This is a genomic window from Methylocystis sp. NC52PC (assembly GCF_055698645.1).
The window spans coordinates 2,275,778-2,302,144 of record NZ_CP170127.1 but is presented as its reverse complement, the minus strand read 5'-3'; the positions used below and the strand labels follow the sequence as shown (position 1 = coordinate 2,302,144).

General features: G+C 61.5%; 29 protein-coding genes and 1 tRNA gene. 12 read left to right on the top strand and 18 right to left on the bottom strand.

The window, feature by feature from the left end; genetic code table 11:
* Positions 1 to 48: 48 nt before the first annotated feature.
* The 3 genes from ACETII_RS13105 to ACETII_RS13095 form a co-directional block, all read right to left on the bottom strand.
* Positions 49 to 945: a Spy/CpxP family protein refolding chaperone gene (locus tag ACETII_RS13105; protein WP_472785791.1), complete on the bottom strand. Its 897-nt coding sequence runs from the start codon at positions 943 to 945 to the stop codon at positions 49 to 51.
* 135 nt (positions 946 to 1,080) lie between these two features.
* A complete protein-coding gene (mfd, locus tag ACETII_RS13100) occupies positions 1,081 to 4,635 on the bottom strand; it encodes a transcription-repair coupling factor (RefSeq protein ID WP_472785790.1) in 3,555 nt (1,184 codons plus the stop codon).
* Complete coding sequence (locus ACETII_RS13095) at positions 4,632 to 4,904, bottom strand: FAD assembly factor SdhE (RefSeq protein ID WP_472785789.1); 273 nt, start codon at positions 4,902 to 4,904, stop codon at positions 4,632 to 4,634. Before ACETII_RS13095 ends, mfd begins: the two co-directional genes overlap by 4 nt.
* A 356-nt stretch (positions 4,905 to 5,260) precedes the next feature.
* On the opposite strand from ACETII_RS13095, the gene ACETII_RS13090 reads away from it, so the two are divergent.
* A tRNA-Asp gene (locus tag ACETII_RS13090) sits at positions 5,261 to 5,337 on the top strand.
* Between the two features lie 135 nt (positions 5,338 to 5,472).
* Here ACETII_RS13090 and ACETII_RS13085 read toward each other — a convergent pair.
* A complete protein-coding gene (locus tag ACETII_RS13085) occupies positions 5,473 to 5,937 on the bottom strand; it encodes a VOC family protein (RefSeq protein WP_472785788.1) in 465 nt (154 codons plus the stop codon).
* Between the two features lie 237 nt (positions 5,938 to 6,174).
* Here ACETII_RS13085 and ACETII_RS13080 point away from each other — a divergent pair, with 237 nt between their 5' ends.
* The gene (locus ACETII_RS13080; protein WP_472785787.1) at positions 6,175 to 6,363 is read left to right on the top strand and encodes a NepR family anti-sigma factor; all 189 of its coding nucleotides are present in this window, start codon (positions 6,175 to 6,177) and stop codon (positions 6,361 to 6,363) included.
* 141 nt (positions 6,364 to 6,504) lie between these two features.
* Here ACETII_RS13080 and ACETII_RS13075 read toward each other — a convergent pair whose 3' ends face one another.
* The 14 genes from ACETII_RS13075 to ACETII_RS13010 form a co-directional block, all read right to left on the bottom strand.
* Complete coding sequence (locus ACETII_RS13075; RefSeq protein WP_472785786.1) at positions 6,505 to 6,960, bottom strand: cache domain-containing protein; 456 nt, start codon at positions 6,958 to 6,960, stop codon at positions 6,505 to 6,507.
* A gap of 162 nt (positions 6,961 to 7,122) precedes the next feature.
* Positions 7,123 to 8,640 (bottom strand): sensor histidine kinase, encoded by a 1,518-nt coding sequence (locus tag ACETII_RS13070; RefSeq protein WP_472785785.1) that lies wholly within the window; start codon positions 8,638 to 8,640, stop codon positions 7,123 to 7,125.
* Between the two features lie 111 nt (positions 8,641 to 8,751).
* Positions 8,752 to 9,855 (bottom strand): tyrosine-type recombinase/integrase, encoded by a 1,104-nt coding sequence (locus ACETII_RS13065; RefSeq protein WP_472785784.1) that lies wholly within the window; start codon positions 9,853 to 9,855, stop codon positions 8,752 to 8,754.
* 279 nt (positions 9,856 to 10,134) lie between these two features.
* Complete coding sequence (gene bet, locus ACETII_RS13060) at positions 10,135 to 11,232, bottom strand: phage recombination protein Bet (protein ID WP_472785783.1); 1,098 nt, start codon at positions 11,230 to 11,232, stop codon at positions 10,135 to 10,137.
* Positions 11,233 to 11,284: 52 nt separating this feature from the next.
* Complete coding sequence (locus ACETII_RS13055; protein WP_472785782.1) at positions 11,285 to 11,848, bottom strand: hypothetical protein; 564 nt, start codon at positions 11,846 to 11,848, stop codon at positions 11,285 to 11,287.
* A 127-nt stretch (positions 11,849 to 11,975) separates the two neighbouring features.
* Positions 11,976 to 12,938: a YqaJ viral recombinase family nuclease gene (locus tag ACETII_RS13050; RefSeq protein WP_472788167.1), complete on the bottom strand. Its 963-nt coding sequence runs from the start codon at positions 12,936 to 12,938 to the stop codon at positions 11,976 to 11,978.
* Positions 12,939 to 13,075: 137 nt separating this feature from the next.
* Positions 13,076 to 13,429: a hypothetical protein gene (locus ACETII_RS13045; protein ID WP_472785781.1), complete on the bottom strand. Its 354-nt coding sequence runs from the start codon at positions 13,427 to 13,429 to the stop codon at positions 13,076 to 13,078.
* 5 nt (positions 13,430 to 13,434) lie between these two features.
* Complete coding sequence (locus tag ACETII_RS13040; protein WP_472785780.1) at positions 13,435 to 13,677, bottom strand: hypothetical protein; 243 nt, start codon at positions 13,675 to 13,677, stop codon at positions 13,435 to 13,437.
* A 41-nt stretch (positions 13,678 to 13,718) separates the two neighbouring features.
* Positions 13,719 to 13,898, bottom strand: a complete 180-nt coding sequence (locus tag ACETII_RS13035) for a hypothetical protein (protein ID WP_472785779.1) — start codon at positions 13,896 to 13,898, stop codon at positions 13,719 to 13,721.
* A gap of 1 nt (position 13,899) precedes the next feature.
* Positions 13,900 to 14,130: a hypothetical protein gene (locus ACETII_RS13030; protein ID WP_472785778.1), complete on the bottom strand. Its 231-nt coding sequence runs from the start codon at positions 14,128 to 14,130 to the stop codon at positions 13,900 to 13,902.
* 100 nt (positions 14,131 to 14,230) lie between these two features.
* Positions 14,231 to 14,428, bottom strand: coding sequence for a hypothetical protein (locus tag ACETII_RS13025; RefSeq protein ID WP_472785777.1), 198 nt, complete (start codon positions 14,426 to 14,428; stop codon positions 14,231 to 14,233).
* 770 nt (positions 14,429 to 15,198) lie between these two features.
* A complete protein-coding gene (locus tag ACETII_RS13020; protein ID WP_472788166.1) occupies positions 15,199 to 16,257 on the bottom strand; it encodes an RES family NAD+ phosphorylase in 1,059 nt (352 codons plus the stop codon).
* Positions 16,258 to 16,806: 549 nt separating this feature from the next.
* On the bottom strand, positions 16,807 to 20,625 hold the full coding sequence (locus ACETII_RS13015) for a hypothetical protein (protein WP_472785776.1): 3,819 nt from the start codon (positions 20,623 to 20,625) through the stop codon (positions 16,807 to 16,809).
* Positions 20,626 to 20,919: 294 nt separating this feature from the next.
* Complete coding sequence (locus ACETII_RS13010; RefSeq protein ID WP_472785775.1) at positions 20,920 to 21,651, bottom strand: helix-turn-helix domain-containing protein; 732 nt, start codon at positions 21,649 to 21,651, stop codon at positions 20,920 to 20,922.
* Positions 21,652 to 22,003: 352 nt separating this feature from the next.
* On the opposite strand from ACETII_RS13010, the gene ACETII_RS13005 reads away from it, so the two are divergent.
* The 10 genes from ACETII_RS13005 (at position 22,004) to ACETII_RS12960 (ending at position 26,367) form a co-directional block, all read left to right on the top strand.
* Positions 22,004 to 22,174 carry a hypothetical protein gene (locus ACETII_RS13005; RefSeq protein ID WP_472785774.1) on the top strand — a complete coding sequence of 57 codons (171 nt, stop codon included), beginning with the start codon at positions 22,004 to 22,006 and terminating at the stop codon, positions 22,172 to 22,174.
* A 431-nt stretch (positions 22,175 to 22,605) separates the two neighbouring features.
* Positions 22,606 to 23,013, top strand: coding sequence for a hypothetical protein (locus ACETII_RS13000; RefSeq protein ID WP_472785773.1), 408 nt, complete (start codon positions 22,606 to 22,608; stop codon positions 23,011 to 23,013).
* Between the two features lie 36 nt (positions 23,014 to 23,049).
* Complete coding sequence (locus tag ACETII_RS12995) at positions 23,050 to 23,370, top strand: hypothetical protein (protein ID WP_472785772.1); 321 nt, start codon at positions 23,050 to 23,052, stop codon at positions 23,368 to 23,370.
* Positions 23,367 to 23,855 carry a hypothetical protein gene (locus ACETII_RS12990; RefSeq protein WP_472785771.1) on the top strand — a complete coding sequence of 163 codons (489 nt, stop codon included), beginning with the start codon at positions 23,367 to 23,369 and terminating at the stop codon, positions 23,853 to 23,855. The genes ACETII_RS12995 and ACETII_RS12990 overlap by 4 nt, the downstream gene beginning before the upstream one ends.
* A 10-nt stretch (positions 23,856 to 23,865) precedes the next feature.
* A complete protein-coding gene (locus tag ACETII_RS12985) occupies positions 23,866 to 24,444 on the top strand; it encodes a hypothetical protein (RefSeq protein ID WP_472785770.1) in 579 nt (192 codons plus the stop codon).
* On the top strand, positions 24,441 to 24,833 hold the full coding sequence (locus ACETII_RS12980; protein ID WP_472785769.1) for a winged helix-turn-helix domain-containing protein: 393 nt from the start codon (positions 24,441 to 24,443) through the stop codon (positions 24,831 to 24,833). The genes ACETII_RS12985 and ACETII_RS12980 overlap by 4 nt, the downstream gene beginning before the upstream one ends.
* Positions 24,833 to 25,405 (top strand): MT-A70 family methyltransferase, encoded by a 573-nt coding sequence (locus tag ACETII_RS12975; RefSeq protein ID WP_472785768.1) that lies wholly within the window; start codon positions 24,833 to 24,835, stop codon positions 25,403 to 25,405. Before ACETII_RS12980 ends, ACETII_RS12975 begins: the two co-directional genes overlap by 1 nt.
* Positions 25,402 to 25,635, top strand: coding sequence for a hypothetical protein (locus tag ACETII_RS12970; RefSeq protein ID WP_472785767.1), 234 nt, complete (start codon positions 25,402 to 25,404; stop codon positions 25,633 to 25,635). The genes ACETII_RS12975 and ACETII_RS12970 overlap by 4 nt, the downstream gene beginning before the upstream one ends.
* A 1-nt stretch (position 25,636) precedes the next feature.
* Positions 25,637 to 25,783, top strand: a complete 147-nt coding sequence (locus ACETII_RS12965; protein ID WP_472785766.1) for a hypothetical protein — start codon at positions 25,637 to 25,639, stop codon at positions 25,781 to 25,783.
* Positions 25,780 to 26,367 carry a GcrA family cell cycle regulator gene (locus ACETII_RS12960; RefSeq protein WP_472785765.1) on the top strand — a complete coding sequence of 196 codons (588 nt, stop codon included), beginning with the start codon at positions 25,780 to 25,782 and terminating at the stop codon, positions 26,365 to 26,367. Before ACETII_RS12965 ends, ACETII_RS12960 begins: the two co-directional genes overlap by 4 nt.

The window sequence follows — 26,367 nt, the reverse complement described above, 5'->3', positions numbered from 1 at the left end:
CGTTGTCGGCGGCTTATTTATCTCGGCGCGTCGACATTGGTTTTTAACTCAGTGCTGCATGCCGCCGCCGCTGCCGCCGCCATGGCTCATGCCGCCCATCATGCCGCCCATTCCACCCATCATGCCGCCCATGCCGCCGCCCATCATCGACATGCCGACCTTCATCATGCTGGTCATGGTCTCGCTGGCGATTTTCTTCTGCTCGTCCGAGAGCGTGGTGAAGAGCGGCTCGATCGCGGCTTTCTGCGCGCGCACGATGTCGAGATGGTCGGCCATATGGTTTTCCATCTTGTCGAGCTTTTGCAGCACCGCCGGCCTGGACGAGTCGGGACGGTCGTCGGTCGCTGCGCATTTGGCCTTGGCCTTCTGCGCCACGGCGCGCCAAGCGTCGGCAAAATTGCTCCAGGCCGTCGACTGCTGGTCGGTGAGCTTTAACTCGGCCTTCAGATAGGCGAGCCGGCCTTCGAGATGTTCGGTGAAGCCGCACATCATGTGCTGCATCATGCCGCCCATTCCCCCCATGCCGCCCATGCCGCCCCCCGAGCCGCCATGATCCATCCCGCCGGAGCCGCCGCCGTGGCTCATGCCGCCCATCATGCCCCCCATGCCGCCGCCGCCATGATCCATGCCGCCTGAACCGCCGCCATGGCTCATGCCGCCGCCCATCATGCCGCCCATGCCGCCCATCATGCCGCCGCCGGCGCCCCCGCCGTGATGGCCCGCGTGTTCGTCAGCCTTGGGCGCCTCTCCGCTCGTTGCGGGGGGCGTCGCCTGCGCCTTGCCGGGATCCGCCCATTGCGTCGCCCCGGCGCCATGCGCGGAATGATCCATCGCGCCGTGGTCCATCTTGCTGTGGTCCACATCTTCCGCGCGGGCCGAAATGAGACCCAGCGCCAGCGCCAGCGCCGCAAAGCTCGTCGTCACAGAAAAGGCCCGACCGGTCATGCTCCCTCCAATATTTTGTTGTCGCTGCGACAGCCGTCGCGCGGCGTTTGCAAGGCAAAGTGTAGCAGACTAGAAGGCGAAAACACCAAGCCAATTGTCGCGCCTCGCTTTCGCAAGCCCGGCGTGGCCAATTGTTTACGAAGCTTTTTGCTCGGCTATATCGACTAGCGCCCGCAGAATGCGGCGCGTGCCAGCGAGGCGCTGCTTCATTGTCTCGAATTCGCGGATGAAGACGATGCGCATGTCGGGGCGAACCTTCGCCTGTGTCCCCTGCTCCGCGACATAGCGCACCAGCGCGGCCGGATTGGCGAATTGATTGTCGCGGAAAGATATGATGACGCCCTTGGGTCCGGCGTCGACCTTTTCGACATGAGCGCGGCGACACATGGCCTTGATGGCGACGATTTCGAAGAGCTGCTCCACTTCCGGCGGAATCGGGCCGAAGCGATCGATCATCTCGGCGGCGAAAGACTCGATGTCCTGATCGGTTTCGAGGGTCGACAGGCGGCGATAAAGCTGCAGACGCAGCGTCAGATCGGGAACGTAGTCTTCGGGAATGGTGACCGGCGCGCCGATCGCAATCGTCGGCGACCAGACTTCCTCTTCGGGCTCTTCGACGCCGGCCTTCAGCATGGCGATCGCATCGCCGAGCATCTGCTGATATAGTTCGTAGCCGACTTCCTTGATATGGCCGGATTGCTCCTCGCCGAGCAGATTGCCGGCGCCGCGGATGTCGAGATCGTGGCTCGCCAGCTGGAAGCCCGCGCCGAGCGTATCGAGCGTTTGCAGCACCTCGAGGCGCTTTTGCGCTTGGGGCGTAATCGTGCGGTTCGCGGGCGTGGTGAAGAGCGCATAGGCTCGCGTCTTCGAACGTCCGACGCGGCCACGCAGTTGATAAAGCTGCGCAAGGCCGAACATGTCCGCGCGCCAGACGATGAGCGTATTGGCGGTCGGAATGTCGAGACCCGATTCGACGATCGTCGTGGAGAGCAGAATGTCGAATTTGCCGTCGTAGAAGGCCGACATTTTGTCTTCGAGCTCGCTCGCCGACATCTGGCCATGGGCGACGACATATTTCGACTCGGGCACATTCTCACGCAGGAAGGCCGCCGCCTCTTCGAGATCCTCGATGCGGGGGCAGACGAAGAAGGCCTGTCCGCCGCGATAGCGCTCGCGCAACAATGCCTCGCGGACGATCAAAGGATCGAAGGGCGAGATGAAGCTGCGCACGGCGAGGCGATCAACGGGCGGCGTGGTGATGAGCGAGAGTTCGCGCACGCCGGTCATCGCGAGCTGCAGCGTGCGAGGGATCGGCGTCGCCGAGAGCGTCAGCACATGCACTTCGGCGCGCAGCTCCTTCAGGCGCTCCTTGTGCGCGACGCCGAAATGCTGCTCTTCGTCGATGATGACGAGGCCGAGATCGCTGAAATTGACGCCCTTGCCCAGGACCGCATGCGTGCCGATGAGAATCTCGATTTTGCCTTCGGCAAGCTCACGCTTGGTCTCGCGCGCCTCGGCCGCGCCCACCATGCGCGACAGCCGGCCGATCTTGATGGGCAGGCCCACGAAACGCGCGCAAAAGGTTCGGTAATGCTGGCGCGCGAGCAACGTCGTCGGCGCGACGACGGCGACCTGCCTGCCATTGATCGCCGAGCAGAAGGCGGCGCGCAGCGCGACTTCCGTCTTGCCGAAGCCGACGTCGCCGCAAACCAGCCGATCCATCGGGCGGCCGGCGGACAAATCGTCGAGCACCGCGTCGATCGCCGCGAGCTGGTCCTCGGTCTCGTCGTAGGGGAAACGCGCGCAGAATTCGTCGTAAAGGCCTTCCGGCGGAACGAGCTTGGGCGCCTGCCGAAGCTGGCGCTGCGCCGCAATCGCGATGAGGCCTTTGGCCATTTCGCGGATGCGGTTCTTCATCCGCGCCTTGCGCGTCTGCCAGCCGACGCCGCCTAACTTGTCGAGCTGCGCCTCGGCGTCCTCGCCGCCGTAGCGGGTGAGAAGCTCGATGTTCTCGACTGGCAGATAAAGCTTGTCGCCGCCGGCGTAATGCAGCTCGAGACAGTCATGCGGCGCGCCGGCGGCGGCGATCGTCTCGAGCCCGACGAAGCGGCCGATGCCGTGGTCGACGTGAACCACGAGATCGCCCGCCGTGAGCGCCGCGACTTCGCCGAGCAGATTCTCGGTCGCCTTGCGCTTGCGGCGGCGGCGCACCAGACGGTCGCCCAGAATGTCCTGTTCGCCCACCAAGGCGTAATGGTGGGTCTCGAAGCCATGTTCGACGCCGAGCACGGCGAGCGCGAGCCCGCCCAGGCCCTTGTCCGCGCCCTGCCCCAGCGCGGCCGGAAGCGAAGCGACGGGGCGTAGGTCGCGCAGGCCGTGCTCCTGCAGCACATGGCCGAGACGTTCGCAGGAGCCGTCGGACCAGCCCGCGACAATGACGGTCTTGCCGGCGCCGCGCAGCGCCTGCACGTGATCCGCCGCCGCTTGAAACACATTGACCTCTGGCTCATTACGCTCCGGCGCGAAGTCGCGGCCGGGCGCGACGCCGCAATCGATGGCGTCGGCGCTCTCCGAGGCGAAAGGCGAGAAATGCGCCGCGCCGCGCGCCGAAAGGCAGTCCCGCCATTCCTCGCCCGTGAGATAAAGCGCGCCGGGCTCGAGGGGTTTGTAGCTGGAATTCGCCGGATCGAGGTCGTTGGCTTCCTTGCGCGCGTCGTAATAATCCGCGATCTGCTTCAAGCGCTCGCCCGCCGACTCCTCGACGAGCGCGTCGAGCATCAACGGCGCGTCGCCGAGATAATCGAAGAGCGTATCCATCCGCTCGTAGAAGAGCGGCAGCCAATGCTCCATGCCGTGATAGCGCCGGCCTTCGCTCACCGCCTCGTAGAGCGCGTCGCCCCGCGTCTGTCCTCCGAAGCGCGCCGCGTAATTTTGACGGAAGCGGCGCATCGTGTCGCTCGTGAGCCGCAATTCGCTCATCGGCGTGAGGTCGAGCGCGCGAAGCTGGCCCGTGGCGCGCTGAGTCTCGGGATCGAAGCTGCGGATCGATTCAAGCGTATCGCCGAAGAAGTCGAGACGGATCGGGGCCGGCAGGCCGGGCGGAAAAAGATCGATCAGACCGCCGCGCTGGGCGTATTCGCCGGTTTCGCGCACGGTGCTGGCGCGCAGAAAGCCATTGGCCTCCAGCCAGTGGGCCAATTCGTCGAGCTTCACCACATTGCCGGGCGCCGCCGAAAAGCTTTCCGCGGCGATCATCTTCCTCGGCGGGACGCGTTGCAGCAGGCAATCCGCCGTGGCCGTCACGATGCGCGGGCGCTCGGCCGAGGAGCTGGCGCGGGCGAGTCGGGACAGCGCCGTCATGCGGCGCGCGACAATGCCGGCGTGGGGCGAGACGCGGTCGTAGGGCTGGCAGTCCCAGCCCGGGACGTCGAGGACCTCGACCTCGGGATTGGCGAAGCGCAGCGCTTCGCGGAAGGCGGCGGAGCGGGCGGCGTCGCGCGCGACATGGACGAAGACGGCCGGGCGCCCCTCCGCCTCGCGCGCCAGCGCCCGGGCGAGATCGGCGCAGAGAAAGGCGTCGAACCCCTCCGGCGCGCGGGAGAACAGCAGCCGCTCGCCCCCGGCGAGGCGCGCGCGCGCCGTCTCAAGCGCGCCGGCCGCGCCTTTCGTCTTCGCTGCCGCCTTGTTCAATGGAGGGGTCCGTCGTGGGTGTGGAAGGCGATAATGGCTCTAAGTAGGGCCGTGTCCCGCTCGGGCGGCGGCGGCGCACCGCCGGCGAGCCAGCTCAAGAGCTCGGCGTCGGGCAGATCGAGCAGCGCCTCCAGTTCGACGAGTTCCGGCTCCGCCAGCGCGTCGACCCGGGCGTCGACGAAGCCGCCCATCAAAATGTCGAGTTCGCGCATGCCGCGCCGCCAGGCGCGAACCCTGATGCGCCGGCGGCGGATGTCGAGATCGTCCAAGCGACAAAGCCTTTCGCGGGTTGAGCGGCCTGAAAGGCCTTGGATGGTCCCGGAGCCCCGCCCTGCGTCTGGACCCGAAACGCGTTCCTTGTCTTATGTCGCGGTCGGAGAGCGTTCAACTTTTTTGGCTTCCGGCCGGTTCGCGCGGCCCGTCCGATGGCCCGCTCCGAAGGGACGGCGCGCACGCCCGGGCGAGTCGGGCGCCCGGCCTTTCCCACGATTTTCAGGCATGGCCGGGCTCGTGGCGGTTGACCTGCCCGCGCGTTCACGACCCCCGCCGCATCCGAGTCGAACCGCCTTGACATTGGTCTGCGGCTGCCCTATCCCGCAGTCCTCGCGCGAACAACGCGCCGCGCGGGGGAGTAGCTCAGTTGGTTAGAGCGCCGGCCTGTCACGCCGGAGGTCGCGGGTTCGAGCCCCGTCTCTCTCGCCATGAAATCAGACACTTATCCGTTGAAAAAATTCCTCGCCTCGGACCCTTCCGGCGAAATCTCGGAATTTGTTCCGAGTTTGTGCCTCTTACAAGGTGATCGGCCGCGCGAGTTTTGGCGCTGAATCACGATATTGGTCACTCTTCGCTTTTTGTCTTGGTGTCGCGCTGGGTGACTTCTTCGGCCAATCCGATGAGAAGCCCTTCAGGCCCACGGATGTAGCAGAGCCGATACGCGTCTTTATACTGGACGACTTCGCCTACGAGCTGCGCGCCGCGAACGCGGAGCCGTTCGAGCGTCTCGTCAATGTCGTCCACGGCGAACATGACGCGGAGGTAGCCTAGGGCGTTGACCGGGGCGTTTCGGTGATCTGCGACGACAGGCGGCCTGAGGAAGCGGGAGAGCTCGAGCCGGCTGTGGCCGTCCGGTGTACGCATCATCGCAATCTCAACACGCTGGTCGCCCAATCCAGTGACACGTCCGGCCCATTCTCCTTCGATTGTTGCCCGCCCTTCGAACTCGAAGCCGAGCTCTTGAAAGAAATCAGTCGCCCCTCCGAGATCTTCAACGACGATTCCTACGTTGTCCATCCGCAGCGCCATATTCCAATCTCCAAGGTGCTCGTTCCAAGATGCCAGACCGTTTCTGACGCCGCGCTGGCGTTGGTCTTATTCTTCGCGATTTAGAGGGCGGCGGTTTTGAGCTCTCGCAGGCACAAGCAAGCAAGCGTGACACTGAAAATGCAGAGAGTTCGACCAACAGCTTGAGAATCGATTTTTGCGGTTAGTTGGATCAAACCCACGATCATCGGCGTTCGGGAATTGCCACAACGGTGTGTCATGCAAACAATCCTCGCGCGTGAAGACAAAGCCCTTATCCAGCGTGAAGTTGGGAACGGTCTTCGCCTATATTACGGCCCGGTCGCTCGAGAGCCACTGCCGGATGAGTTCGAAGCGCTGCTGAAGCAACTCGAAGAGACGGAGAGGCATTGTAGGAACGCACACAACCACGGGCTCTCCGGCAGCTAAACCGCAAATGGAAGAATGAACGGCTCGCCCGGAGGGCGAAGCAGGCGAGCCGCCAATTGCCTTGATATGCCCTCTTAAGAATACAAAATTCCCATGTCGCCACGGCTCCGGTGCGTTGGTTTTCGGCGAAGCGAAGCGGCGTCATCCCTTATAGTATCCGACCCCGCAAATTTGATCGCCTACTTTTGTGTAGAACGTGGTTTTCTCTAACGGCGTGTCTGTGCCGGGACGCGGCCACCAATAAGTCACTTCCTTTGTCGTTCCCTCGGTTGCATTCCGCAACATTTCCTGACCAAGGGGAAAGCCCTTCTTGCCCTTGATGTCCTGCAGGTGTTCGCCCTTCATGGTAGGATGCGCAGTTAAAGCGCCATCCGAGGCGTTGGCGCAGAATACATACAAATCACGATCTCTGAAGCCGCCTCCGCTTTTGTTGAACATATCAAGTGCTGCCTTCTTGTCTTCTTTTACGGCCACAACCGCCTTCTTCAGCAAGGCTTTGGCCTCCTCTGCCGTACCATGTTGAGCCGCTAGGCCGATAGGACTGACAAACGACAGAGCAGTCGAGCAGGCAATGATAAAAGCGAGGTTGCGTGACATCACGTTCACTCCCCAATGAGTTCAAGAGCGGCAATTAATGAGCTCCCGAAAGGCTTCAAGACCACGCCATCTGAGCGTCCTCAAACGGTATTAGGGCAGCGCGACCGAAAGTAAAAAAGAAACAATAGATTTCTGCAATGGCAGATAGCACAAATGCGTTAGCTAAGCCGTCTTGTCGGCGTTATCTGAATTCTCGCAGATTGGCAGAGTAACTACGAAGGCGCTCCCAAGGCCGACCCCCTCACTCTGTGCCTCTACAGCGCCACCATGCAATTCGACCAAGGTCTTGACTAGCGTGAGACCGATCCCAAGCCCTTCGTGAGCGTCCTTGAGTCTGTTCTCAGCCTGGGAAAACGGTTCGAAGATTTGCCACAGCATTCCCTCGGGTATTCCAACCCCGGTATCTCTCACGGATACGATCGCAACACCTTGGCGCTGCTCCACTGTGAGCCAGATGCGGCCGCCAGGTTCCGTATAGCTGGCCGCGTTATTGAGGAGATTGATAAATACCTGTTCAAGGCGGACCGGGTCGCCCTCAAGCACAAGAGGTCCTTCAGGCACATGTATATCGAAGTCATGCCCTGCGCGCTCGATGGTCGACCGCACTGTCTCCACGGAGTGCCTCAACGCTTCCACGAGATCAACGCGCGCTTTCTTGATCTCGAACTTCCCGTTGCTGATTCTAGAAATATCTAAAAGGTCAGCGACTAATCGAATCAAGTGATTCAACTGCCTGTCAATGATTGGGAATGCCCTGGATTCACGCTTTGCGGCTCCTCCCAAAGCGGCTTCGTGGCGTAGAACGTGCGTGGCGTTGCGTATAGCCGCCAAGGGGTTCCGCAGCTCGTGAGCCAGCGTTGCGATAAATTCGTCTTTTCGCCGCCCTTCCTCCTTCAAAATGTGTTCGGCGCGCTTTCGGTCGGAGATATCGCGAACGAAGGCCCGCATTCCAACCACTTCGCCCATTGCACCGCGTACCGGCCACGCTCTAATGCTGATAGGGATGACTGAGCCGTCTTTTCGGACATACTCCTTTTCATATTCACCCGAGTCGCCGAGACGTAGAATGCGGTCCGCGACTATCGCCGCTTCCATTTGTTGCCATCGAGCGGGGGTGAGCTGGTGATAAGACATCGTTTGCAATTCACCTAGCGAATAGCCTACCATGTCCTGAAAGGCCATGTTTACCTCAAGAAACTGACCTTCCATGTTTACCAGGGCGATCCCGTCTCGACTTGTCTCAAATAATCTCCGGTAACGCTTCTCGGACCGCCGCAATTCCTCCATGGCGTCGTCGCGCAATTGATCCGATGCGGCGCGCGCGTTAGCGTCACGGCGGCGACGGATCGATTCCGCAGCGAGGCTCACGATAAGACCGAGTGAGACAAAAATAGCCAAGCGGATTTGATCGTCACGCGCTTGAATGTAAAGCGAACGAGTAGGTTCCGCGACGAAGATCGCCACTGTCAATGCCGACGAGATCGTCGCGACCACGCCGGGCCCCCGGCCCGCGAAAACGGCGACAATAAGAACTATCAGGAAAAACGGGATGAATGGGCGAGACGCTAGAAGACCGTCCAGCCAGTACCTGACGAGTGCGGCCAACGCGACAGCAACAATCGCGGCACCGTATCTCAATAGCACGCGCAGGCCGCTGGCATTTCCTGAATTCGTGGTCATCGATGAAGGCTCTAACCGTGCCGCGGAGGTCTAATAGCCTTTTTTTTGACACCCTGGCGACCCGAATTTTGGCCGGCGCAACGACTCTTGCTTGATAATCGTCAGGGATGCCTATTCCCGCCTGCCCTTTTTCCTCGCCTCGTCCACCTTTCGGACCGTCTGGAGATCAACCGGCGCGTAAGTTTTCTGGAGGAAAGCGGATCGCGCAAAATCATTTGCTAGCTTCGTCCCGACGCCCTCCGCTTGGGCACCGCCCCGGAGCGCCTCGACGGCGCCCGAGCGTCGAAAATCCGCTAGCGTTCGGCGCTCGCCCTGACCGAACACGGCCGCGCGCACCCGGCGGAAATCATCTCCTAGAGTATCCTTGCTATAAGGAGCCCCGCTGCGATTGCGAAACATAGGTGACGTTGGCCCCGGGTCAGCCCCCAATCGATCGAGATAGGCGTCAAGAACTCTGGTGGCAGTCCGCGATAGTGTGGCAACCGCTGACCTGCCGGTTTTCGCTCTCGCTACGTCGAACCAATCCCCATGGACATCCTTGCGGCGCTGCGCCGGAGTAAGGGTGCGAGCGTCCACAGGGGAAAGGGAGGAGTCCCAAGCGACCGCGATCAGGGCCGCGAGGCCACGATATCCAGCCCGCCAAGCCCCCTTTACCAGGGCGACCGCGTCGGGATAAGCCCAAAGCTCTTCTCGGCGTTTGGGCTCTCGATTGCGGATCCCAAGAGAAGGGTCGGAATCGCGCTGGTAATAACCTTGCGCGGCCGCGACACGCCACAGCGCACGCCAAATCTTGATAGTGCGGTGCGCTTCGCGGGTTGATACCTCCCGCTCTATTTTCAACCTAAAATCGGAGATGTGCTCGAGTCGAACGGTCGATGGCGCAACGTCCCCGAAGAACGGTCTGATGCGATTCCAGGCTCGCTCCCATTCCTCGCGGGTGCGTTCCGCCTTCAACGACCATTCTGCAGTGGCACGATAGCGGCGGAACGCTTCATCCAGAGAGCCGCGCAGGGCCGGCTTTGGCGCGACCGTGTTTTTCAGCAGCTTACGTTTTGCGTCCCATTCCCGGCTAAGCGCCTCGGCCTTTGCCCACGCCTCCGGGCCATCCGGACCGCATGGTTGAGTCTTGATCCCGAGTTCCCGCATCTCCGGGGAGGGATCCCAGAATCCCCTGCCTCTCTTCACGCGGTAATATCGAATCCTGATCCTGACCATGGCCAATACGCCCCAACCTCTGCGCAAACACTTCCGACGCATCGAGCGCCTCGCCGGGCGCTGGCCTACCTGAAATTGGAGGACCTTTAGTCAAGACGGTGAAGCCGCTCGCGTCAACTCGCACGCCGGCGACGGGCAGGCCGGCCGCGATCATGGCTCGCAACGTGCGGGTCAAATCGACTTGCTTGAATGGTGCGGGACGGTTGGCCATCTACCGGTCTCTGCGGGTTTCCGCCGGGCGAGCATCGTCGCTCGCCCTCACTTCAATGCTTTAACGCGCTATTTCTTCTTGCCTCTACCCTGCGCGGACACAGCACCCTTCGCCGCATCCCAGCCGCTCTGCCACTCCTCGGCCTCGTCGGGGCCGAGATCGCCCGGCGGCCGCTCCCGCGGGACGCCCTGCCCAGCTGCCTCATATCCGAAGCGGTAAGCGAGCGACCTGCCCCCGAAGAGATGGGGCTCAGCTGCGGCGGACCTGGGCTCACCTCTTGCCTCTTCGCCCGCCGCAGCTTCGCCGGTCGCCTCGGACGTCGACTGACCATCCGCTGCGGCCTGGGAGGCGGCGGGATCGGGGCCCGCCGTCTCCGTTCCGGTGTTCTCTTCTTCGATAACCTCGCCCGTGTCGGGGTCGTGGTCGATCGCCGCGCCGTCGGCGAGCTGGTCGAGGCGCTCATCAAGGGCTTTCGTCTTTGCGATCGTCACTTCCCCGGTCGGCGACACGGCGCCCTCGAGGACCTTCCCTTCCATTTCCTCCGCCGAGTATTCGTTTCCGACCTCCTCGGGGAAAGCCGCGCGCAGCGCCGCCGCCTCGGCGCATTTGTCGATCTGCCCGAAAGACCGTCGACGCCACATGGAATTGGGAGACGGATCGTCTTTCCCGGCCGTCGCGTAGGTTTCGAGCCACCAGACGCGCGGGCCCGGGAACGGCATCCGCTCCCCGTTCAGGAGGCGATAGACGGTGACTTGGCACCATTCAGGATAGGTCACAACGGCGCTGCCGATTTTCTCGGTCTTTGTCGGTCCGTATTTGGCTTCGTCACGACCTGCGTATTGCCCAGTGCGGAACGCCGTCGTGCGGAGCTCGCCAATGCCCGGCCACACGGTCTCCACCATGCGCTTCAGCTGCGCATTCCACATGGGCACGATATGAACAGGTCGCTTGAAAGGATCGAGCTTCCTCGCCTTGCAATAAGAGAGGGCGAGAATCACGCTCGAGGGGTCTTTCGCGAGCGGGAACACCGCGTCGACAAGCGCACGCCACTCCGTGATGTTGACCCCGAACCTTTCTTCGATCGCCGGGTGATATGGAAGGCGCGGCGGCGCAATTGCGGGGGCCGGTGCGCGGGTTTTCTGTTCGACGACTTCCGTGTTGCTCATTTGCAGTTGCTCGCTTCTTGGTTTCGCCTCGGCTGGATCCGGTTAACGCGTCTCACCGAAACGCCGCTTTCACATCCTCGAAGATCCGCACGCCCTTGAGCTCCCGGACGCCGTTCTTGACGACGAGCCTGATCGCCTTCTCGATGTCCTCTCGCTTGAAGCACATGCGCAACGCGTTCAAATCGATGGCCGCGTAGTCAGTAATCTCGAACGACCACTCCGTTTTCGCCGTCGCCAGGATGCCCGAGTCCGTACGCTGGCGGGTCAAATCGGCGGCGCTGGCCTTCGCCACCTCTTCGGCGGCGTGCGCGCGTTCAGCCGCGGCTTCCGCTTTGGCGGCGTGGTTCTCGGCGTGCCTGGCCCGGTTCTCGGCCTCCGCCTTCTGCACGGCCGCCAGGCGGACAGCTTCCTCCTCGCGCGCTTTCCGCGCCTCCTCCTCGGCCTTCCGGCGCGCCTCTGCGGCCACTTTCCGCTGGTAATCCGTAGCGACCGCGCTGAAGGCGGTATAGATGCGCTCCACTCGGCTGATGGGCCCCCTGAAGAAGGCGTCCACGTCGCGCCCTGCATCCAGGAACGGTTGCTTCTCCCGCTTACGGGCATCCTCCGCCTGGCGCATGAGCGCAGAGGCGTCCTTGACGAGTACGCCGCAGGCGTCGAGGTCCTTTTCTGATTTGATCTCTCGGGGGCCAGCGTTCGCGCGGAGGGCGAGAGCCTCGACCTTCCCGACGAGGTCCTTGTTCTGCTCAGAAAGACGTTCGGAAATGCTCGACGGTGGGCCCTGATTGTGGCCGATCCCCGCTGCGACGGCTGCTTGCGCTTCCACTTGCATAGTCCTTGATCCTCATACTGCGAAACGAGGTGGCCTCGACGGAAAAAGCCTTGCGGCGGACAGTCTTGGCTTCGATGACCTGGCCATCCGCCATAACCCCGCGGGCGGCGTTGCCGAGCAGGTTGATGATTTCCGCGTCGAGGGCCTTGCGCTCCTTCTCGGCCGCCGAGCCGGTGGACTCGATTTCCTTCAGGCGCGTGCGCTGGGCGAGGATCTCGAGAGCGCGGTCATCCCCGGAGAGATCGATCTCGGCGCCGTTGTCGTCTGCATAGAGGGCGGCGATCGCGCGCGAGTCGCGGCCGTAGTCCGGCGCCGGCGGATCGTCGTGCTCGACTCGGCGCCAGAAACCCTCCGCAGCTGCATAGATGCGGGCGACGAGCTTCTTATTCAGGGGAACGTCGATGATATGCAGATCGAGACCGTTCCCTACCACCATGACGGCTACCGCCGCCCACTCGGCCCCAGTCAGGTGCGCCTCGAGGATGGCCTGGCAGGCGATCCAGAGCGGCAGCATTACCTCGCGCGTCTCCTGGTCCAGCCACTTCTTGCGGAAGATGTTCGCCTCCGCTGTTTTGACCTGGAGAATTCCCCTCCCCCGCTCGGGGCAGAAGGCGAACGCGTCAGGCGTTCCACCGATGCGCGCGGTAGGATCGCGGAAATAGAGGCCCGGCTGCTCGATCTTCCACCCGGGGCGGTGCTCCTGCGCCAGTTGGAGCGCATCGTCCTCGAGGAGGCGCCCGCGCTTCATGGCCGGGGTCTCCTCGGGATCCTCGGAAATCTTGCCGGACTTGAGGGCCCAATACTCGAAGGCGGTCACGTAATCATGGACCCCGAGGAGACAGCCGACCGCGGACGCTGTGACATCTCGCTCGCGCATCTGGAGCCATTTCGCCCGGTCGGTGGCGTCGAAAGTCTCGATGCCAGAAGGGACTGGCCAGCTAGGAGAAGGTTTGCTTACGGCGCCGCCGATCGACGTCAGTGGGAGAGTTTCGACCTTCCCCTTGGACCTACTCATCACGCGGTCTCCTTCGGAACGATATCCATCGCCTTCGCGATATCTGCTACCTGGCGCGTGACGTCGTCGAGGAGCTGCTTGACGTAGTCATCGCCCTCCTCCTCGATCATGCGAGCAATGAGTGGCTGCGGCATCGCAATTAGCTTCACAGCGCGTTCCAGCCGGTGGATCGGGCTACCGGCGACTTCGTGCGCCAGCGCGCGCTTAGCTGCTTCCAAGTCGTCATAGACTAGAGAGAGTTTCGTCAGCGTGGACGCGATCGAGGGAAAGACCCCCGGCAACAGCAGATCTGCGACTTCGGCTTCATTCTCAATGCGCGTGATGCGCTCAGCATGGGTCTCGGGGTGGGCCATTTAAATCACCCTTGCAGAAAATAGAGGGTGAGCGCCTGAGCCTCGATGGCGATCAGGCCGAAGCCGAGAAGCGCGAGACACGCGAACTTGTTTGCACAGGTCTTTGCCCCGCGAAGCGCCTGACGCGTCTGGTCAAGCGAGGTTGCCTGCTGGTTGATGACGTTGCGCAGATCCTTGTTCGCGTCGGCGAAGAAGCCGAGAGCCTCGAGCAGCTCTGAATCTATGGGTGAGGGCGGGAGCAGCGCCAACAGCCTCTCTAAAATCGACATTTGCTTTCCCTTTTCTACCTTCAGAGCTTCGAAACTTTGAAACCAAAGACGAAAGCGCTCACCGCGCCTATGAAGAAGACCCACGCGGCGACCAGGAAGATGGCGGCGGTTCTTGCAAACCCCTGACCGTAGGAGGCTCTCGCGCGCTGAACCGCGATGTAGGAAAGAGCGGCGAGCGGAAGGGCAAGCATCGCGGTCACTTCAAAACTGCGCGACCGTTGCCGCTACCGCGACGATAGGATTGCGTGGCTTATCGGAGGTCGCCAGCATTGCCCGCTTGATGTCGATTATGACAGGCAGGTCGTCGCCGATGTCCGCGCCGCGGTAGCCCCTGTGAATGAGGGCCAGCGCCACGGCGGCGCGGTCATTGAGGTCGATGAAGTCGGGGATGGCGTCAGCCATTGCGGATAAAACGCCTTCGCGATTGCGCATCTCTGATCTCCCGGGATTAAAGTTGGCGGCGGGCGCGTTGGTCGGGGAACGCCCGCCGCCTATCACCTGCGACGCATGACCTTGCGCAGGCGGTGTTTGATTAAGCAGCGATGGGAAATGGCACGTCGGACGCCCAACCGGTCCGGGGCTTTCGGTGGTATGCGGCGATCTCGTCACGGCGCTGGCGCGCCGCGGCCCAGGCGAGCTTCAAGCAGCGCGCCCACGTCCAGCGGTCTTCAGCACAGCGATGCCAGCTGCGGCGCTTGGCGTAGCGCCAGCGGGTCCAGGCGTCGGTCATGACCCTGCGTCGTTCGATCTTTGCCTTTTGCGGCAGCCGTGGGGAATCTTCTTCTGACCGCCCTGCCATGCTGCCCTCCATCGCCGCCGCAGCGATGAAATAGAATTGCCATATGGCAAATCACTTTGCAAGTTAAATTTGCTATTTGGCAACTTTAGCCCGAATGGCCAGATCCGATACTGTGGCTTGTGAATGTTCGCGAAGTTCTGAAAGCGTTTCAGGAGCCGCCCGGAGGTCTGGAAGTGATTGCTTAACGTCGAGAAAGTCCGGCGGTCCTCTCCCATGACGGTCGAGTTGGCGATATATTCATTGCCTCTATCGGAGGTGAAAACGTCGCCGGACTCCAAATCGTCGGCGAGCGATCCGGCGATCCCTACGACAACTACGATTGTAGGCCTCAGCTTTTCGATCAGCGACGAAAAGTCAGTTTCTTTGCTGCAGGCGATCCCCGAGCATCTCCAGCACCTAATCCGCTTCTTCGCTCAGCGATATGTCGACGTCATCAGTCATGGCGTCCCCAGATACCGCGCTAGAAGGGTCCGCGCGATTGGTGTTCTGGCCGGCGTCGCAGAGCGCGTGTTTCGTCTCGCCGTTCCGAATTTCTCGTCCGTATTCACGATTGTCATACGTCCGTATTCACAATTGTCATCAGTTCGCTGGCGCACCAGGACGCTGCTGGCGGCACGTAGCCCTTGGTTTTCGATTGCTTTGCTTCAAAAACAGACGTGCGGCGACCCCCCTGCCGGATGCAGCGGAAACTCTCCACAAGCTCAAAAGCGGTTTGCTGGCTCAGGGCAGACTAGATCCTGTCGCCTTTGCAGAATGGCCACGTCGGCGAAATCTACGGGCGGGTACAGAAAAACGTAGTTCGCCGCATCAGGCGATTTGATCGACCCATAGCAAATTGCGTCGAACCCGGCGGAGCGAGCGCAGTCGGCGACAAACCGCGAGAATACATACTGCCGCTTGACCCAGCCTTCGTCGGTCCTGGGCGCGGCCAACAGAGCAGAAGCTGCGGCCGCCCCCAAGATATCGAATCCGGGATTGCGAGCATCGATGGCATTCAGATCCAGCACCTTTATCGCCTTCAATAGCTGCAACTCCGCGATGTGACAAAGCTTTCCAGGCTCCCCCATCTCAGCGGCGGCGGTTTCCGCCGAATCGGCCATGTAGATCATTGGCACGCCGGCATGGTTGAAACGGCCTTCACCGACAACGCGGGCAGGCGCGGGACCGAAGGTCGCAAGATCGTCGGGATTTTGCTTGCAGCTGACAACATCCGCCGCAAACCGTGCCCGGTAAAGTGGAGCGCGGATGGTTGTAGCCTTTACCAACGTTGCTTGACGGCGGATCTCCTCAAGCACCGCGACAGCAAACGGGTGAGTGAGAAGGAGGAAAGGCGTCTCGTGAGCGATTTGGAGGAGCGCATCGATGTCCTCTTCGATGGTATCGACATCGCTAAAACGATGCTCGTAAAGCCAGATATTCGGCGCGCCGTATGCTAGGCATCGTGGGCAGCGCACCAAGTGTTTGAGGGTTGAAATTTCCGCCGCGCTGTAGATGTTGGGCAAGCGTGAGGCTTCGACAGCCCAGCGTGATTCCATTGAATTGCTTTGGAACTCCATGTCACGGAAGGTGACATTTGGCCACAGGGCCTTAAATCGATCATAGCAAAAATCGCAGCAACAAATGCTTGATGTGAACCGCGAGTCGAGTTCGTCGGACAGGATGTCGTTGAAGACTTCGACGTCGTCCGTCGTCACAGGAAGGAACGGACCCCACTCATTCTCAGGCATCATGGCCTCCTGCGGCTCGCAGGGCGAAGTCATGTTGCGCAAAGGAGCACCTCGTTTCAGTATCGGGCCCGGAATGCTATGCCAGCGCAATCTGTGGCGCAAGCAGCTGTGTATCGCCGCACTTTCAAAAGTCGGCTTTGGGTCAGGGGCAGCCCTCTGCGTGCGGCTGCTTTGCGCCACCGACGTTGGCCTGCGGCCAATTAACGGTTCGTCAGTCCAAGCCGAATTGATCATCGCACTACAATCCGTTCCACTTACGGCACTCGCTCGCTGCAACGGACGAAAGCAGCCCTGATCTACAAGAAAACCGGGAAACCTTCGAGCAGTCCAACTTCCTGCTGGTCATACAACGCTGGAAAGCACAGTGAGATATCTCGGAATCGAAGTAGACGACGCTCTTAATATCTTTGGGCAAGTCGAGCTTCAATGACACGAAATGGCGTCGCGCTTCCCGCGACGTCATGCTTCAAGGCGGCATATGTCTCAAGCGCGCCATTTTAAGCCATTCCTCGATTTAGGTGGTGAACGACCGCTCCTGCCAGAATCTGCCGTCTACCATTGGACTTCCGGGCAGCACGCGCACTAGCGACGGTGTATTTTATCCTCGAGCGATCGGGTGATGGCATCGAGCATGCTACTCGCCCAATCGCCCAGAACGCGGTCGTGAACCCATGCCGCCAACGGCGCTTTGAATCTCGTGAGATGCGAGTTGAGGGAGCCACCCCAGGAGCTGGGATAGATGCGCAGGCGCAGAGCCTCCCGGAACCTTTTGGAGCCGCCGTACAATTTGGCAAGGCGCTCCAGCGCCGAATGCCAAACCCAGGTCTCCCCGTCTTGCTCAAGGATCGGAAAGAAGCTCAGCAGGAACCCGATCCGGGCATCCGGCTCGACGGCGACCCATTCGAGCATGAGCTTGAGCGGCGTTTCAAACAACGCGCCGGGGCCCGTGCGCGAGACGTCGTAGGCGAAGAGCTTGGTCGCCGAGGTGATCGAATTAAGGCGCTCGCGCTCGACGCGCGTCGCAATTTCATAGAAGCCAGCGAGCACCTGCCAGACTTCTTCCGGCGCGCGCTTAACGACAATCGCGAGCGCGACACGCAGGGCTTCCGAAGGACGGCCATGTCGCCCGCCCGTCGTGCGACAGGCCTGTTCAATCCGTAGGGCAAAATTCCGAACGAAGTCGCCATCGACGGTACCGGATGCGTCGAGAAGCCGGAGCATACGGTCGTAGTTGAAATCAGCATTGGGCGCGTTACCCTCAGCGTCGTCAGCGATCGACGTCGAGAGAATGGCGAGCTTTACAAGGTCGATGAGCTCCGGGGTGAGCGCGTTGCGATCCAGCGTAACCATCGAGAGGATTTCGAGTGCAGCCCAGGGACCACCCTCTTCTCCGCGCTCGATTAGCGTGGTGATTAATCTCCCGAGCGCGGCCGGTGACACATCGTTGAGCCCCCTTCCATAGGAAATGACGACGGCCTGCCGGGGTGTGACGTTCCCGTCGCGGATGTCCTTTGTGAAGTCGTCTAGCCGCTCGTCCGTGACCCGGAGCGACGTCACGATGTACATCAAGTTCGCCGAAAGTATTTCGGATTTCCTTGCGATCGCGACGAGCGTGTTGAGGTCGTCGGCTCGATCGGCAAGCCTGCGGTCGAGTGCATAGAGGAGCGAGCTGACGAAATTCACGCCGGCACAGGTGCCACTCGCATCTAGCGCCTCGACGGCCAGTTTGAAAGCAGCGAGCGGATCGGGCAACTCAACAGCCAGAGCGTGGGCAAAGGCCTGAGGGGCGTTCATCTCTTGGCTCGCCATAGTGCGGATGGCGCGTGCAAGCTGGTCCGGATTGCGCGCGATGCCGGGTGCCAGAGACTGCGCGTGCCGGGCCGAATATTCGAAGTCCGGATTGTCCTGATCTTGCCCATAGCGCCTGTCGGGATCGTGAATGTCCGACGGCCAAAAGCGGCTGTAGAGCAGCGCCTTGTCGACCGGGTCCGTAGGGAGTGTCGCGTCATAAAGGGAGCGAACCGCTCGCAAGAACTTGGTCGGTTTTTCAGTCCGATCGAAATAGAGCCAGTCGCCGATACTCTTCGTCGCGCCGAAATAGTGGCCCGAGGCCCCGACGACTTCCCTGACGAAGGCATCGATGGTCGGGAGAAGCTCGGGCATCAGCAGATTGCGGAGGTCACCGGCAAGATGGTCCTCGATGGCGGGACGAAGCTCAGGATCCTTGCGCCAGACTTCGTGCAGCCGGTCGAGCGCCCAGCTGAAATAAGCATGGATTGTGCCGTTGTCGGCCGGTACCCATTCGGGGCGATAAGGTTCAGTACCCACCTGCTCGAACTCGCCGGAGCGCGCGATATAAGTCTGGATCATCGCGCCCAGCGCCTCGACCCCGGCCCGCCTGATCCGGGGCTCGTCCTCCTCGAACGCTTGCGCGAGCGCCTCGCGGCGACGGCGATCGTCGGCCTGCGTTCCAGCAAACGCGACCTGGAAAAGCGACCGCAAAAGCTTGACGATCGGGTGCTCGCGCTCGGTGCTCGCGACGGCCGCAAGGCGCAGGATCATCTGCGCAGCCGGCCTGAAGCTTTCTTGGCGGCCTGCGAGCAGCCGCAGGGTCTCGACCATTTCATGGGTCAACGGGATCGTGGCCAGTTCGTCGAGCGATATACGGCCGATGACGAAGAAAAGAGCGGTCGCCATCTGGTCGGGTTCGACCCGAGCGAAGGCCACGAGATAAGGCGCGGCAACCGGATCGAGGATTCCGGCTCCTGCGAATGGCCCACGCAGGAGGGCGTAGACGACTTCGCTCAGCGTCCGCGACCGGGCGAGGAACCGCCATCGCGAGAGCATCGCATCCCGATGCTGAGGCAAGGCGCGGCCGAGAAAGTTGATGAGGGTGGAAGGACGTATATAGTCGAGCCGCCGCAGCGCGAGAAAGTCCGCGATCGGCCGGGGCTGAGTATTCATCGCGCCGTAGTTGCGATCGACCAGATGCTGACCGGCGGCAATGACGAGATTCTCGTACATAAGCTCGCCCTTCATATGGACGAGCGTCTCGGCAATGTCGTTGAACTCTTTTGGATTTTCGTCGGGCGACAGCTTTTCGAACAGTGACAGGCACTCAAGTGAGCGCACGGTCTCACGCTCGGCGCCGACCGCGTGGAGGATCTGCTGAGCGACGTCGTCGACAGACTTTAGAATGCCCCTTTTTTCGTGACCCTCACTCGCAAGCACGGCGATTCGAGGGAAACCATCGCAAAGGTCGGCGATATAATCGAGTTCGCCCGCCTTCGCCTTCGGCAGGCCCGCCTTGAGGATGCCTCTGATGGTCGCTCGGTCGGCCTTGGTAAGGCGGATCATCACGCAATGGTCGTCATGGTGTATGCCGTCGGGACCGATCGTGATGACGCGGAGCTGGCTATCTTCGGTGAGGGCAAGCGCGTTGAGCCGACGGGCTTCAGGGAGCGGACATCCGTCGACCACGAGGATCGCGCAGCATCCTTCTTTCACGATCTGATTTGCGACGTCCCAAAGCCTCGATTTGACCTCCCGATAATCGCAGAAAATGAAGCTGGAGGTGGTCAGCCCACCGAGTAGGCCCGAGCTGGAACTGAGGGCATGATAGAGAGCACGAGTCTTTCCGATGCCCGACGCCCCCCAGATACGGGCGGATGAGCCGGGCTCGTCCAGCTCATCGGCTAGACGCGCGGCGAGCTGAGAGAAATCGATCGCATCAGCGTCATAGGGACCTAGCGAAAATTTACGGTCGGGGCTATCGACGAATGCCGGCACCGCGATATCGACGCGTTTGGCCCACTGCTCGAGGGTCGAGAAGCCAGCGAGGTCGATTGCGGCGTGCATCTCCTTTATCCAGACGGAGACAGCCGGATGGGCGCTTGCCCAAGCTGCAAGCTTGTTGCCTTCATAGATGTGGACCCCAGCGAGCTTGGTCGGGTCGCCGCCGGCAGTCGTTATGCCCCTTAGGATGGCGGCGACGCGATCAGCAGGCTTGGCGCCGACTAGCGGCTTGGCGGTGATGCCGATATAAGTTCCGCCGCGATCAAGCACACCTTTGACCGCGTCGTTGAGCGCCTTCTTCTTGATTCCTTTTGTTTGAGTTCCCTTGGTCCAGACCTCCTTCTCCCATTGGGCGTTACCGTAATCCTTTGCCTTGCACTGGAAGACGATGTCGCGACTGGGGAAGTAATCGGTCGAGGACTCGCCACCCTTCCAAAAGACGGTTCCATCCTGGCCGCCGTCGGCGACCGTGATCTGGAGAGGCACGTCGACACCGCGCAGCGGAACGCCGGCTTTGCGGGCTTCGGCAAAGAGCAGCCGGCGCAACAACTCGACGAGCTGGTCGCCGGTGAAGTCTTGGATTTCGTCGGGGTGGACGGTGAACATCAGCCCTTGTAGCGGAAGAGTGCCGTAGGCGGAACGGGATTGCCGGACCGATCTACGGGAAGCCCTCGCGGCGCGAACGGACGGTTTCCCCGCCATTTGCAAAGCAGAACAGGAAACGCGCCTAGGCTTGCATTCGGCGCCACCGGACCTCTTTCTGGCCAAGTTTGCTCATTTCGAAGTGCGACGCCAGCGAAGATCGGAACGTCGAATCCTGCTGCAAGCGGTCATCCGTCAACGACGGGGGAATGGCAGCAAAGGGTCAGAAGCGGTTCACAACCCGTGTTCAATCAGGAATCAAATCGGTGTATAAACGCCGATAACTAGGGCTACAATTTCTATCTCGGTACCATCGCTGGCGTGGGGCTCTCTTCTATCAGGGATGACGATTGGCTTTTGAAAACGCGGGTCGGTAGATCGCGGCCATAGCTCTATGGCCCCGTCCGTGACCTTGATTTCTTTGCAAGTTCGCTCGATCAGATGGCCTCGCCTACGCTCGATTATCCCTATATCCCCATCTCGGAGCTCGGCGCGTGCGTCGAAGTAAGGAACACAAATAACGAAATTACCTGAAAATATCCTTTTTTTATCCATTGACGGCCCTACTACTCTGTAAGCGAATTGCTCAAGCGCAGCATATCGACCGGGAATTGTCGGCACATCCTCGGAAATTGCCTCGTCCAGCAAATCGTCATGCTCGAACCAGCGCCCGGCGGCTGTTTCTCCGCGAACATGTACCCTGGATATCGATCTCGCCTCGACTAGCGAAACCTCTACCTTAGCCCCGGTCGTCTTTGAGATTTTCGATATTTTCTCGTTATCTTCGATCGCTCCAAATTCGGGATAGAGATCTTTCACGCTGACGTTGAGCACTTCCGCCGCTCGCGAGATCTCATCGACACGGGGGCGCCGAAGTCCCCTTTCGATGCGCGAAAGCTGAGAAACCGAGACACCCATCGCCTCGGCGAGCCTTTCGAGGGTCATGCCCGGGGTGCTTTTCCTGATCCGACGAAGGTCCTGGCCGCTCATTCGCCCACTTTGGCCAGCTGGCAAAGAACGTCCAGAGCCATATGGCAAATTTGCTTGACCAATAAATTGCCATATGGCAAGTCTAACCTCCATGACGCTCTCAGAATATTTAGGTCGGCACTCGGTAAGTGTTTCCGCCTTTGCGGCGAAGGTCGGTGTTCCGCCATCGACGATTTGGCGAGTTATCAAGCGTCAGCGCGATCCAGGTCTCGACCTACTCGGAAAGATAATGAAAGCCACCGACGGCGCAGTGACGCCAAACGACTTCCTCTCTTTGCCCCAGCCTGCACCCTCTTTCACCCCCGAGGCGGCGGAATGACCCTCGCCCCCCGCCCTGGCCCAGATCGTGTCGGTGACGAAGATCGATCAGAGCGATCGCTACGATCTCTTCGTGGAAATCGACGGGCGCCAGGAGGTCATGAGCGTTTCCGCGTCGGCGCTGGAGATGCTCGCGGAGACATGGCCCACGCTGAAGAGCGGAGCGGTTCGATCCATGAACATGCGAGGTGAGACCCAGGCATGAAACCAGCCGCCCCTGCATTTGTGGTTCGCGGTGCTGTTCCTGGCGCTGGCGCCCTACGCCATCGTCGCCGCCGTCTCAATCCTGGGCGGCGGCCCATGAACGAGGCGCCTCGCTCAGATCCAAAGACCCTCGCGCTTCTGATGGCCTACGCCGCGGCAATGTATCTGCTCGCCGCCGGCGCCGCCCTCGCGGTCTTCTGGAGACCGCACTGACGGTCGAAGCTTTCGCGCGGCTTACTCCCGTGCGGACGACGTAGCGAGAAAGTGGTCGAAGACTTTCCCGCTCCGTAGCCCTCCTTGGGCGTTTCCTCCTTCAAGCGCAGGGGCTCCGGCCCCTGCCCTTTCGGGAGCAGCCTTGGCGGGCCCGCGTTGTCACAGGCAATCGGGCCCTTGGTTGAGGTGTAGCGCGTAGCGTTTCTGCATGCCCTCTCCGTGTCCAGCAATGTGACACGGAGTTTTTCGGAAATGTCCGAAAAGTTATCGGAGACGAAAATTGTGAGCGCGTTGTTGCAGGCTCAGGAGTGCGTAAGGGCCATCGCCGGCTCGGAGCCCGGCGACACGGTCATGCGTCAGCTCGAACGGGCGGCCCGGCGCATTCCGTTCTGGCGATGGTCGCGCGTCAAAGACGCTTGGTACGCAGAAAAACGAATGCGGGTTGACGCCGACGAACTGGCGCGGCTGCGCGAACTGGCGGTAAAATATGGCGGGAAGAACCATGTCGAAGCGATCGACGCCCAATCCCTCGAAGACCGACTCCGCCGAATCGAAGCTGCCCTTTGCCTTCCGCCTCAGGACGCATATCGGGCACTGGTTGATGAAAGCCGCCCTGCGGAGAGTTAAGGCTGCGCGCCTGATCGCGCCGTGGGTGGTGGGCCTATGAGCGTTCGCCGTCGCCTCCATAATCGCCGCTCGCACGAGCTGGTGAGCACGGAATTCCGCGGCGCGCCGTACACGATCGGCGTTGGCCGCTTCGAAGACGGCGACCTCGCCGAGATCTTCATCGATTGCCAGGCCAAAGGGGCGACGCCGTTAAACGACGACGCCAAGGATGCCGCAGTCTGCCTAAGCATCGCGCTTCAATACGGCGCACCCGCCCACGTCATCCGTGAGGCTGTGACGCGCACCACGGACGGCGCCGCCGTCGGCGTCATCGGACATGTGCTCGACCTTATGGCTGAAAAGGAGACATCGACGTGAGCGAAGGATCAGCGAAGAGGATCGTCAACACGAAGCAGTTCGTCGCTTTGTTGAAGGACGCGGATCAAAAAAAGACCCGGGTCGCCTCGATCAACGGCGAGCTCGGCGAGCGCATCAAGGACGCCTGCGAGAACGGGCATCTGCACCGTCAGCTTTTCGGCCTGATGCTGAAGTTGTCACGCCAGGACGAATTGAAGCGGGAAGACTTCATCTCACAGTTTCCGGTCTACGTGGACATGTGCCGGGAGGCGGGGATCTTCGGCCAGGAGCACGTCGGCGACCTCCTCGACGGCGCCGCCTCCGAGGAAGAACCGGAGCAAGACCGGAACGAAGCCGCCGCCGAGGCGAATACGAAGGCGCTGGAGAAGGGCATCAAGCCCCTGACCGAAGAAGAGCGCGAGTTCGACGATTCCACTGCGCGGAAGCCTTCCAGGCGGCGCCAAGCCGTGAGCGGCGAGGGCGAGGGAAATTACAAGGTTCATTAAGGGCGCGCAGATGCTGGTGTGGTCGATTGATCCAGGCAAGAGGATGGGCGTGGCGTCCGGCATAGCGGGCCAGATGCCGCGCATCGAGGCCGTGACGCTGCGGGGGACGAAAGACCCAACAGAAGTGCAAGCTCGCAATCTGGGTTGCTTCCTGCGCGACCGCTGGGCGATTGATAAACCAGACCTCGTCGTGGTCGAGTCGACGGACAATCCAGCCGCCTATCCGTCCGCCGACTCGGCGCTCTCTCAAATCTACTGCCACGGGGCCCTGCAGGCGCTTGCCGGATGCTACGGGGTCCGCGTCGAGAAGGTCGCGGCCTCGACGGCTCGAGTTCATTTTTGCGGCAAAGCGTCGGCCGCCGCGCGCGGCAAAGGCCCACGTACGCCGCAGCAGCGCCGCGAGGACCGGGAAGCGACCAATAACATGGTGCTCCGGCGGGCGATTGCGCTGCGATATCTGCCGCATGGAACGAATGATTGGGAGAAATCTTCAGCGGCGTGCTTGTTCGATTACGCCGTACGGCACTTCTGCCGCGTCCCTCCGCACGAGCTTGTGATGTTCGGCGAGGCTGCGGAGGCGCGCTCATGAGCAACGGCCGCGCAATCGACGTCCAAGCGAGAGTGAAGGCGCTCGAGGAGGAGAATGCGGTGCTCCAGGAGCACGTCGCTTACCTCAAGGACGCCCTCTGCAGCTCGGAATGCATTGTGCCGCTCGAATGGGGGCTGTCGCCGAGCGAGACGATAATCGTGCGGGTTCTGCTCACACGGGAATTCGCTGCCAAGGAGACCTTGATGGCCGCGCTCTATTCGACACGCCCGGACATTTCGCCGGACATCAGAATTATCTCAGTCTTTCTGTGCAAGGTGAGAAAAAAGCTGGCGCAGGTCGGCATTCAAACCGAGACGGTCTGGGGCCAGGGCTACCAGCTCCCCGCGGAGGTGCGTCAGAAGTATGGGCCCAAGAAAGGTGGGCGCTAATGATCGTCTGGCCATTCGGCAATTTGCGCCCCTTTTCCTACGATCTACTTATGGTCGACCCTCCTTGGGCCTTTTCCAACTGGTCGGAGAAAGGCGAGCGGAAAAATGCCAAGGCCCACTATAGCTGCATGTCGGTGGACGACATTAAGGCGCTTCCTGTTGGGCACCTTGCGTCCCCGGACGCCGTTTGCATCCTATGGGCGACAAACCCTCTGCTTCGGCAGGCCTTTGAGGTCCTCGATGCGTGGGGCTTCGCCTTCAAGACCGCCGCGCATTGGGTCAAGCGCACCAGCACCGGCAAGCTGGCGTTTGGTACCGGCTACCTCCTGCGTTGCGCCGGCGAGCCCATCCTGATCGGCGCCGTTGGCGAGCCAAAGACCTCAAAGAGAGTGCGCTCGATCATCGAGGGGCCTGTGCGCGAGCATTCCCGCAAACCTGATGAAGCGTTCGCCTGGGCCGAGGCTCTCATGCCGGAGGCCCGCCGCGTCGAGCTCTTCTCGAGGCAGTCGCGCGCCGGCTGGGACTCCTGGGGAAACGAAACCGGGAAGTTCGACGCGGAGGCGGCCGAATGAGCAACACCATGATCACTCTGGCGGAATTCGAGGTGCTGGTCGCCCGGCATGATCTCGCGTTCGAATTCGCGGAGAACACTGCGGTTTGGCGGGAAGGCCACGCCTCTCTCGCACGCATCAACGAAGCGGCGAAATATCTCAACCGCACCGACGTCGTGCGGGTCTGGAACGCGAACGTCGACCGCAAGCTCGCCGAGAGCGCTCGCGAGCAGTTCTACTGGAGGTCCTGACATGGGCGGTGACAAAATGCGCGACGCCCTCCTCCGCGCGGAGGAGTTCATAGCCAACGAGCTCGAGCAGCGCGAAGCCGGAGGCGAGAGCGCCTATGTGCAAGAGGCGCGCGAGATCCTCGCCGTGGTGCGTGAGGCGCTCAAATGAGCTGGACCAAGGAACGAACAGAGCTTTTGCGCAAGCTGTGGACCGACGGCCGGAGCGCGAGCCAGGTGGCGGCCGAGCTGGGCGGCGGCCTGACGTGCAATGCAGTAATCGGGAAGATTCACCGCCTTGGAATTCAAGACCGCCGGTTGGAGAAGACGAGCGGCACGCAGAGATCCGCCAAAATCCAGCACAAGGAAGTGGCGACGCTGGCGAAGAAAGCGAAGATCGTCGCGGTCGCGATCCCTCCAGCGCCACCACCCGTCTTGCAACGGGCACACGAGATCGAGCCGACTCCCGCACCAGACGGCCGCGGCGTGACCCTCATGGACTTGCGCTTCACCTCATGCCGATTCCCATTGGGAGATCCGCGGGAGCAGGGTTTCCGCTTCTGCGGAGCCCCGCGCGAGTCACTCTCGGAGAACCGCCAATACTGCGCACATCACAATGGCGTCGCTTACGAGACGCGGAAGGAACGGACGGAGCGAAACAAGGCCGCCGATGAGGCGCGGCGCCTGGCGGCATTAAAGAGCGGCGCGCACGCCTTCCGGGCTGGCCCGGGGCATACAAGGGCGGTTGCGAAATGA

What these genes read in the sequence shown, in the direction of transcription:
- ACETII_RS13105 (WP_472785791.1), bottom strand. Translation starts at nt 945, where the DNA reads ATGACCGGTCGGGCCTTTTCTGTGACGACGAGCTTTGCGGCGCTGGCG.
- ACETII_RS13085 (WP_472785788.1), bottom strand. Translation starts at nt 5,937, where the DNA reads ATGGCGCTGCGGATGGACAACGTAGGAATCGTCGTTGAAGATCTCGGA.
- ACETII_RS13080 (WP_472785787.1), top strand. Translation starts at nt 6,175, where the DNA reads ATGCAAACAATCCTCGCGCGTGAAGACAAAGCCCTTATCCAGCGTGAA.
- ACETII_RS13075 (WP_472785786.1), bottom strand. Translation starts at nt 6,960, where the DNA reads ATGTCACGCAACCTCGCTTTTATCATTGCCTGCTCGACTGCTCTGTCG.
- ACETII_RS13070 (WP_472785785.1), bottom strand. Translation starts at nt 8,640, where the DNA reads ATGACCACGAATTCAGGAAATGCCAGCGGCCTGCGCGTGCTATTGAGA.
- ACETII_RS13065 (WP_472785784.1), bottom strand. Translation starts at nt 9,855, where the DNA reads ATGGTCAGGATCAGGATTCGATATTACCGCGTGAAGAGAGGCAGGGGA.
- bet (WP_472785783.1), bottom strand. Translation starts at nt 11,232, where the DNA reads ATGAGCAACACGGAAGTCGTCGAACAGAAAACCCGCGCACCGGCCCCC.
- ACETII_RS13055 (WP_472785782.1), bottom strand. Translation starts at nt 11,848, where the DNA reads ATGCGCCAGGCGGAGGATGCCCGTAAGCGGGAGAAGCAACCGTTCCTG.
- ACETII_RS13050 (WP_472788167.1), bottom strand. Translation starts at nt 12,938, where the DNA reads ATGCGCGAGCGAGATGTCACAGCGTCCGCGGTCGGCTGTCTCCTCGGG.
- ACETII_RS13045 (WP_472785781.1), bottom strand. Translation starts at nt 13,429, where the DNA reads ATGGCCCACCCCGAGACCCATGCTGAGCGCATCACGCGCATTGAGAAT.
- ACETII_RS13030 (WP_472785778.1), bottom strand. Translation starts at nt 14,130, where the DNA reads ATGCGCAATCGCGAAGGCGTTTTATCCGCAATGGCTGACGCCATCCCC.
- ACETII_RS13025 (WP_472785777.1), bottom strand. Translation starts at nt 14,428, where the DNA reads ATGACCGACGCCTGGACCCGCTGGCGCTACGCCAAGCGCCGCAGCTGG.
- ACETII_RS13020 (WP_472788166.1), bottom strand. Translation starts at nt 16,257, where the DNA reads ATGACTTCGCCCTGCGAGCCGCAGGAGGCCATGATGCCTGAGAATGAG.
- ACETII_RS13015 (WP_472785776.1), bottom strand. Translation starts at nt 20,625, where the DNA reads ATGTTCACCGTCCACCCCGACGAAATCCAAGACTTCACCGGCGACCAG.
- ACETII_RS13010 (WP_472785775.1), bottom strand. Translation starts at nt 21,651, where the DNA reads ATGAGCGGCCAGGACCTTCGTCGGATCAGGAAAAGCACCCCGGGCATG.
- ACETII_RS12995 (WP_472785772.1), top strand. Translation starts at nt 23,050, where the DNA reads ATGAGCGTTCGCCGTCGCCTCCATAATCGCCGCTCGCACGAGCTGGTG.
- ACETII_RS12985 (WP_472785770.1), top strand. Translation starts at nt 23,866, where the DNA reads ATGCTGGTGTGGTCGATTGATCCAGGCAAGAGGATGGGCGTGGCGTCC.
- ACETII_RS12980 (WP_472785769.1), top strand. Translation starts at nt 24,441, where the DNA reads ATGAGCAACGGCCGCGCAATCGACGTCCAAGCGAGAGTGAAGGCGCTC.
- ACETII_RS12975 (WP_472785768.1), top strand. Translation starts at nt 24,833, where the DNA reads ATGATCGTCTGGCCATTCGGCAATTTGCGCCCCTTTTCCTACGATCTA.
- ACETII_RS12970 (WP_472785767.1), top strand. Translation starts at nt 25,402, where the DNA reads ATGAGCAACACCATGATCACTCTGGCGGAATTCGAGGTGCTGGTCGCC.
- ACETII_RS12965 (WP_472785766.1), top strand. Translation starts at nt 25,637, where the DNA reads ATGGGCGGTGACAAAATGCGCGACGCCCTCCTCCGCGCGGAGGAGTTC.
- ACETII_RS12960 (WP_472785765.1), top strand. Translation starts at nt 25,780, where the DNA reads ATGAGCTGGACCAAGGAACGAACAGAGCTTTTGCGCAAGCTGTGGACC.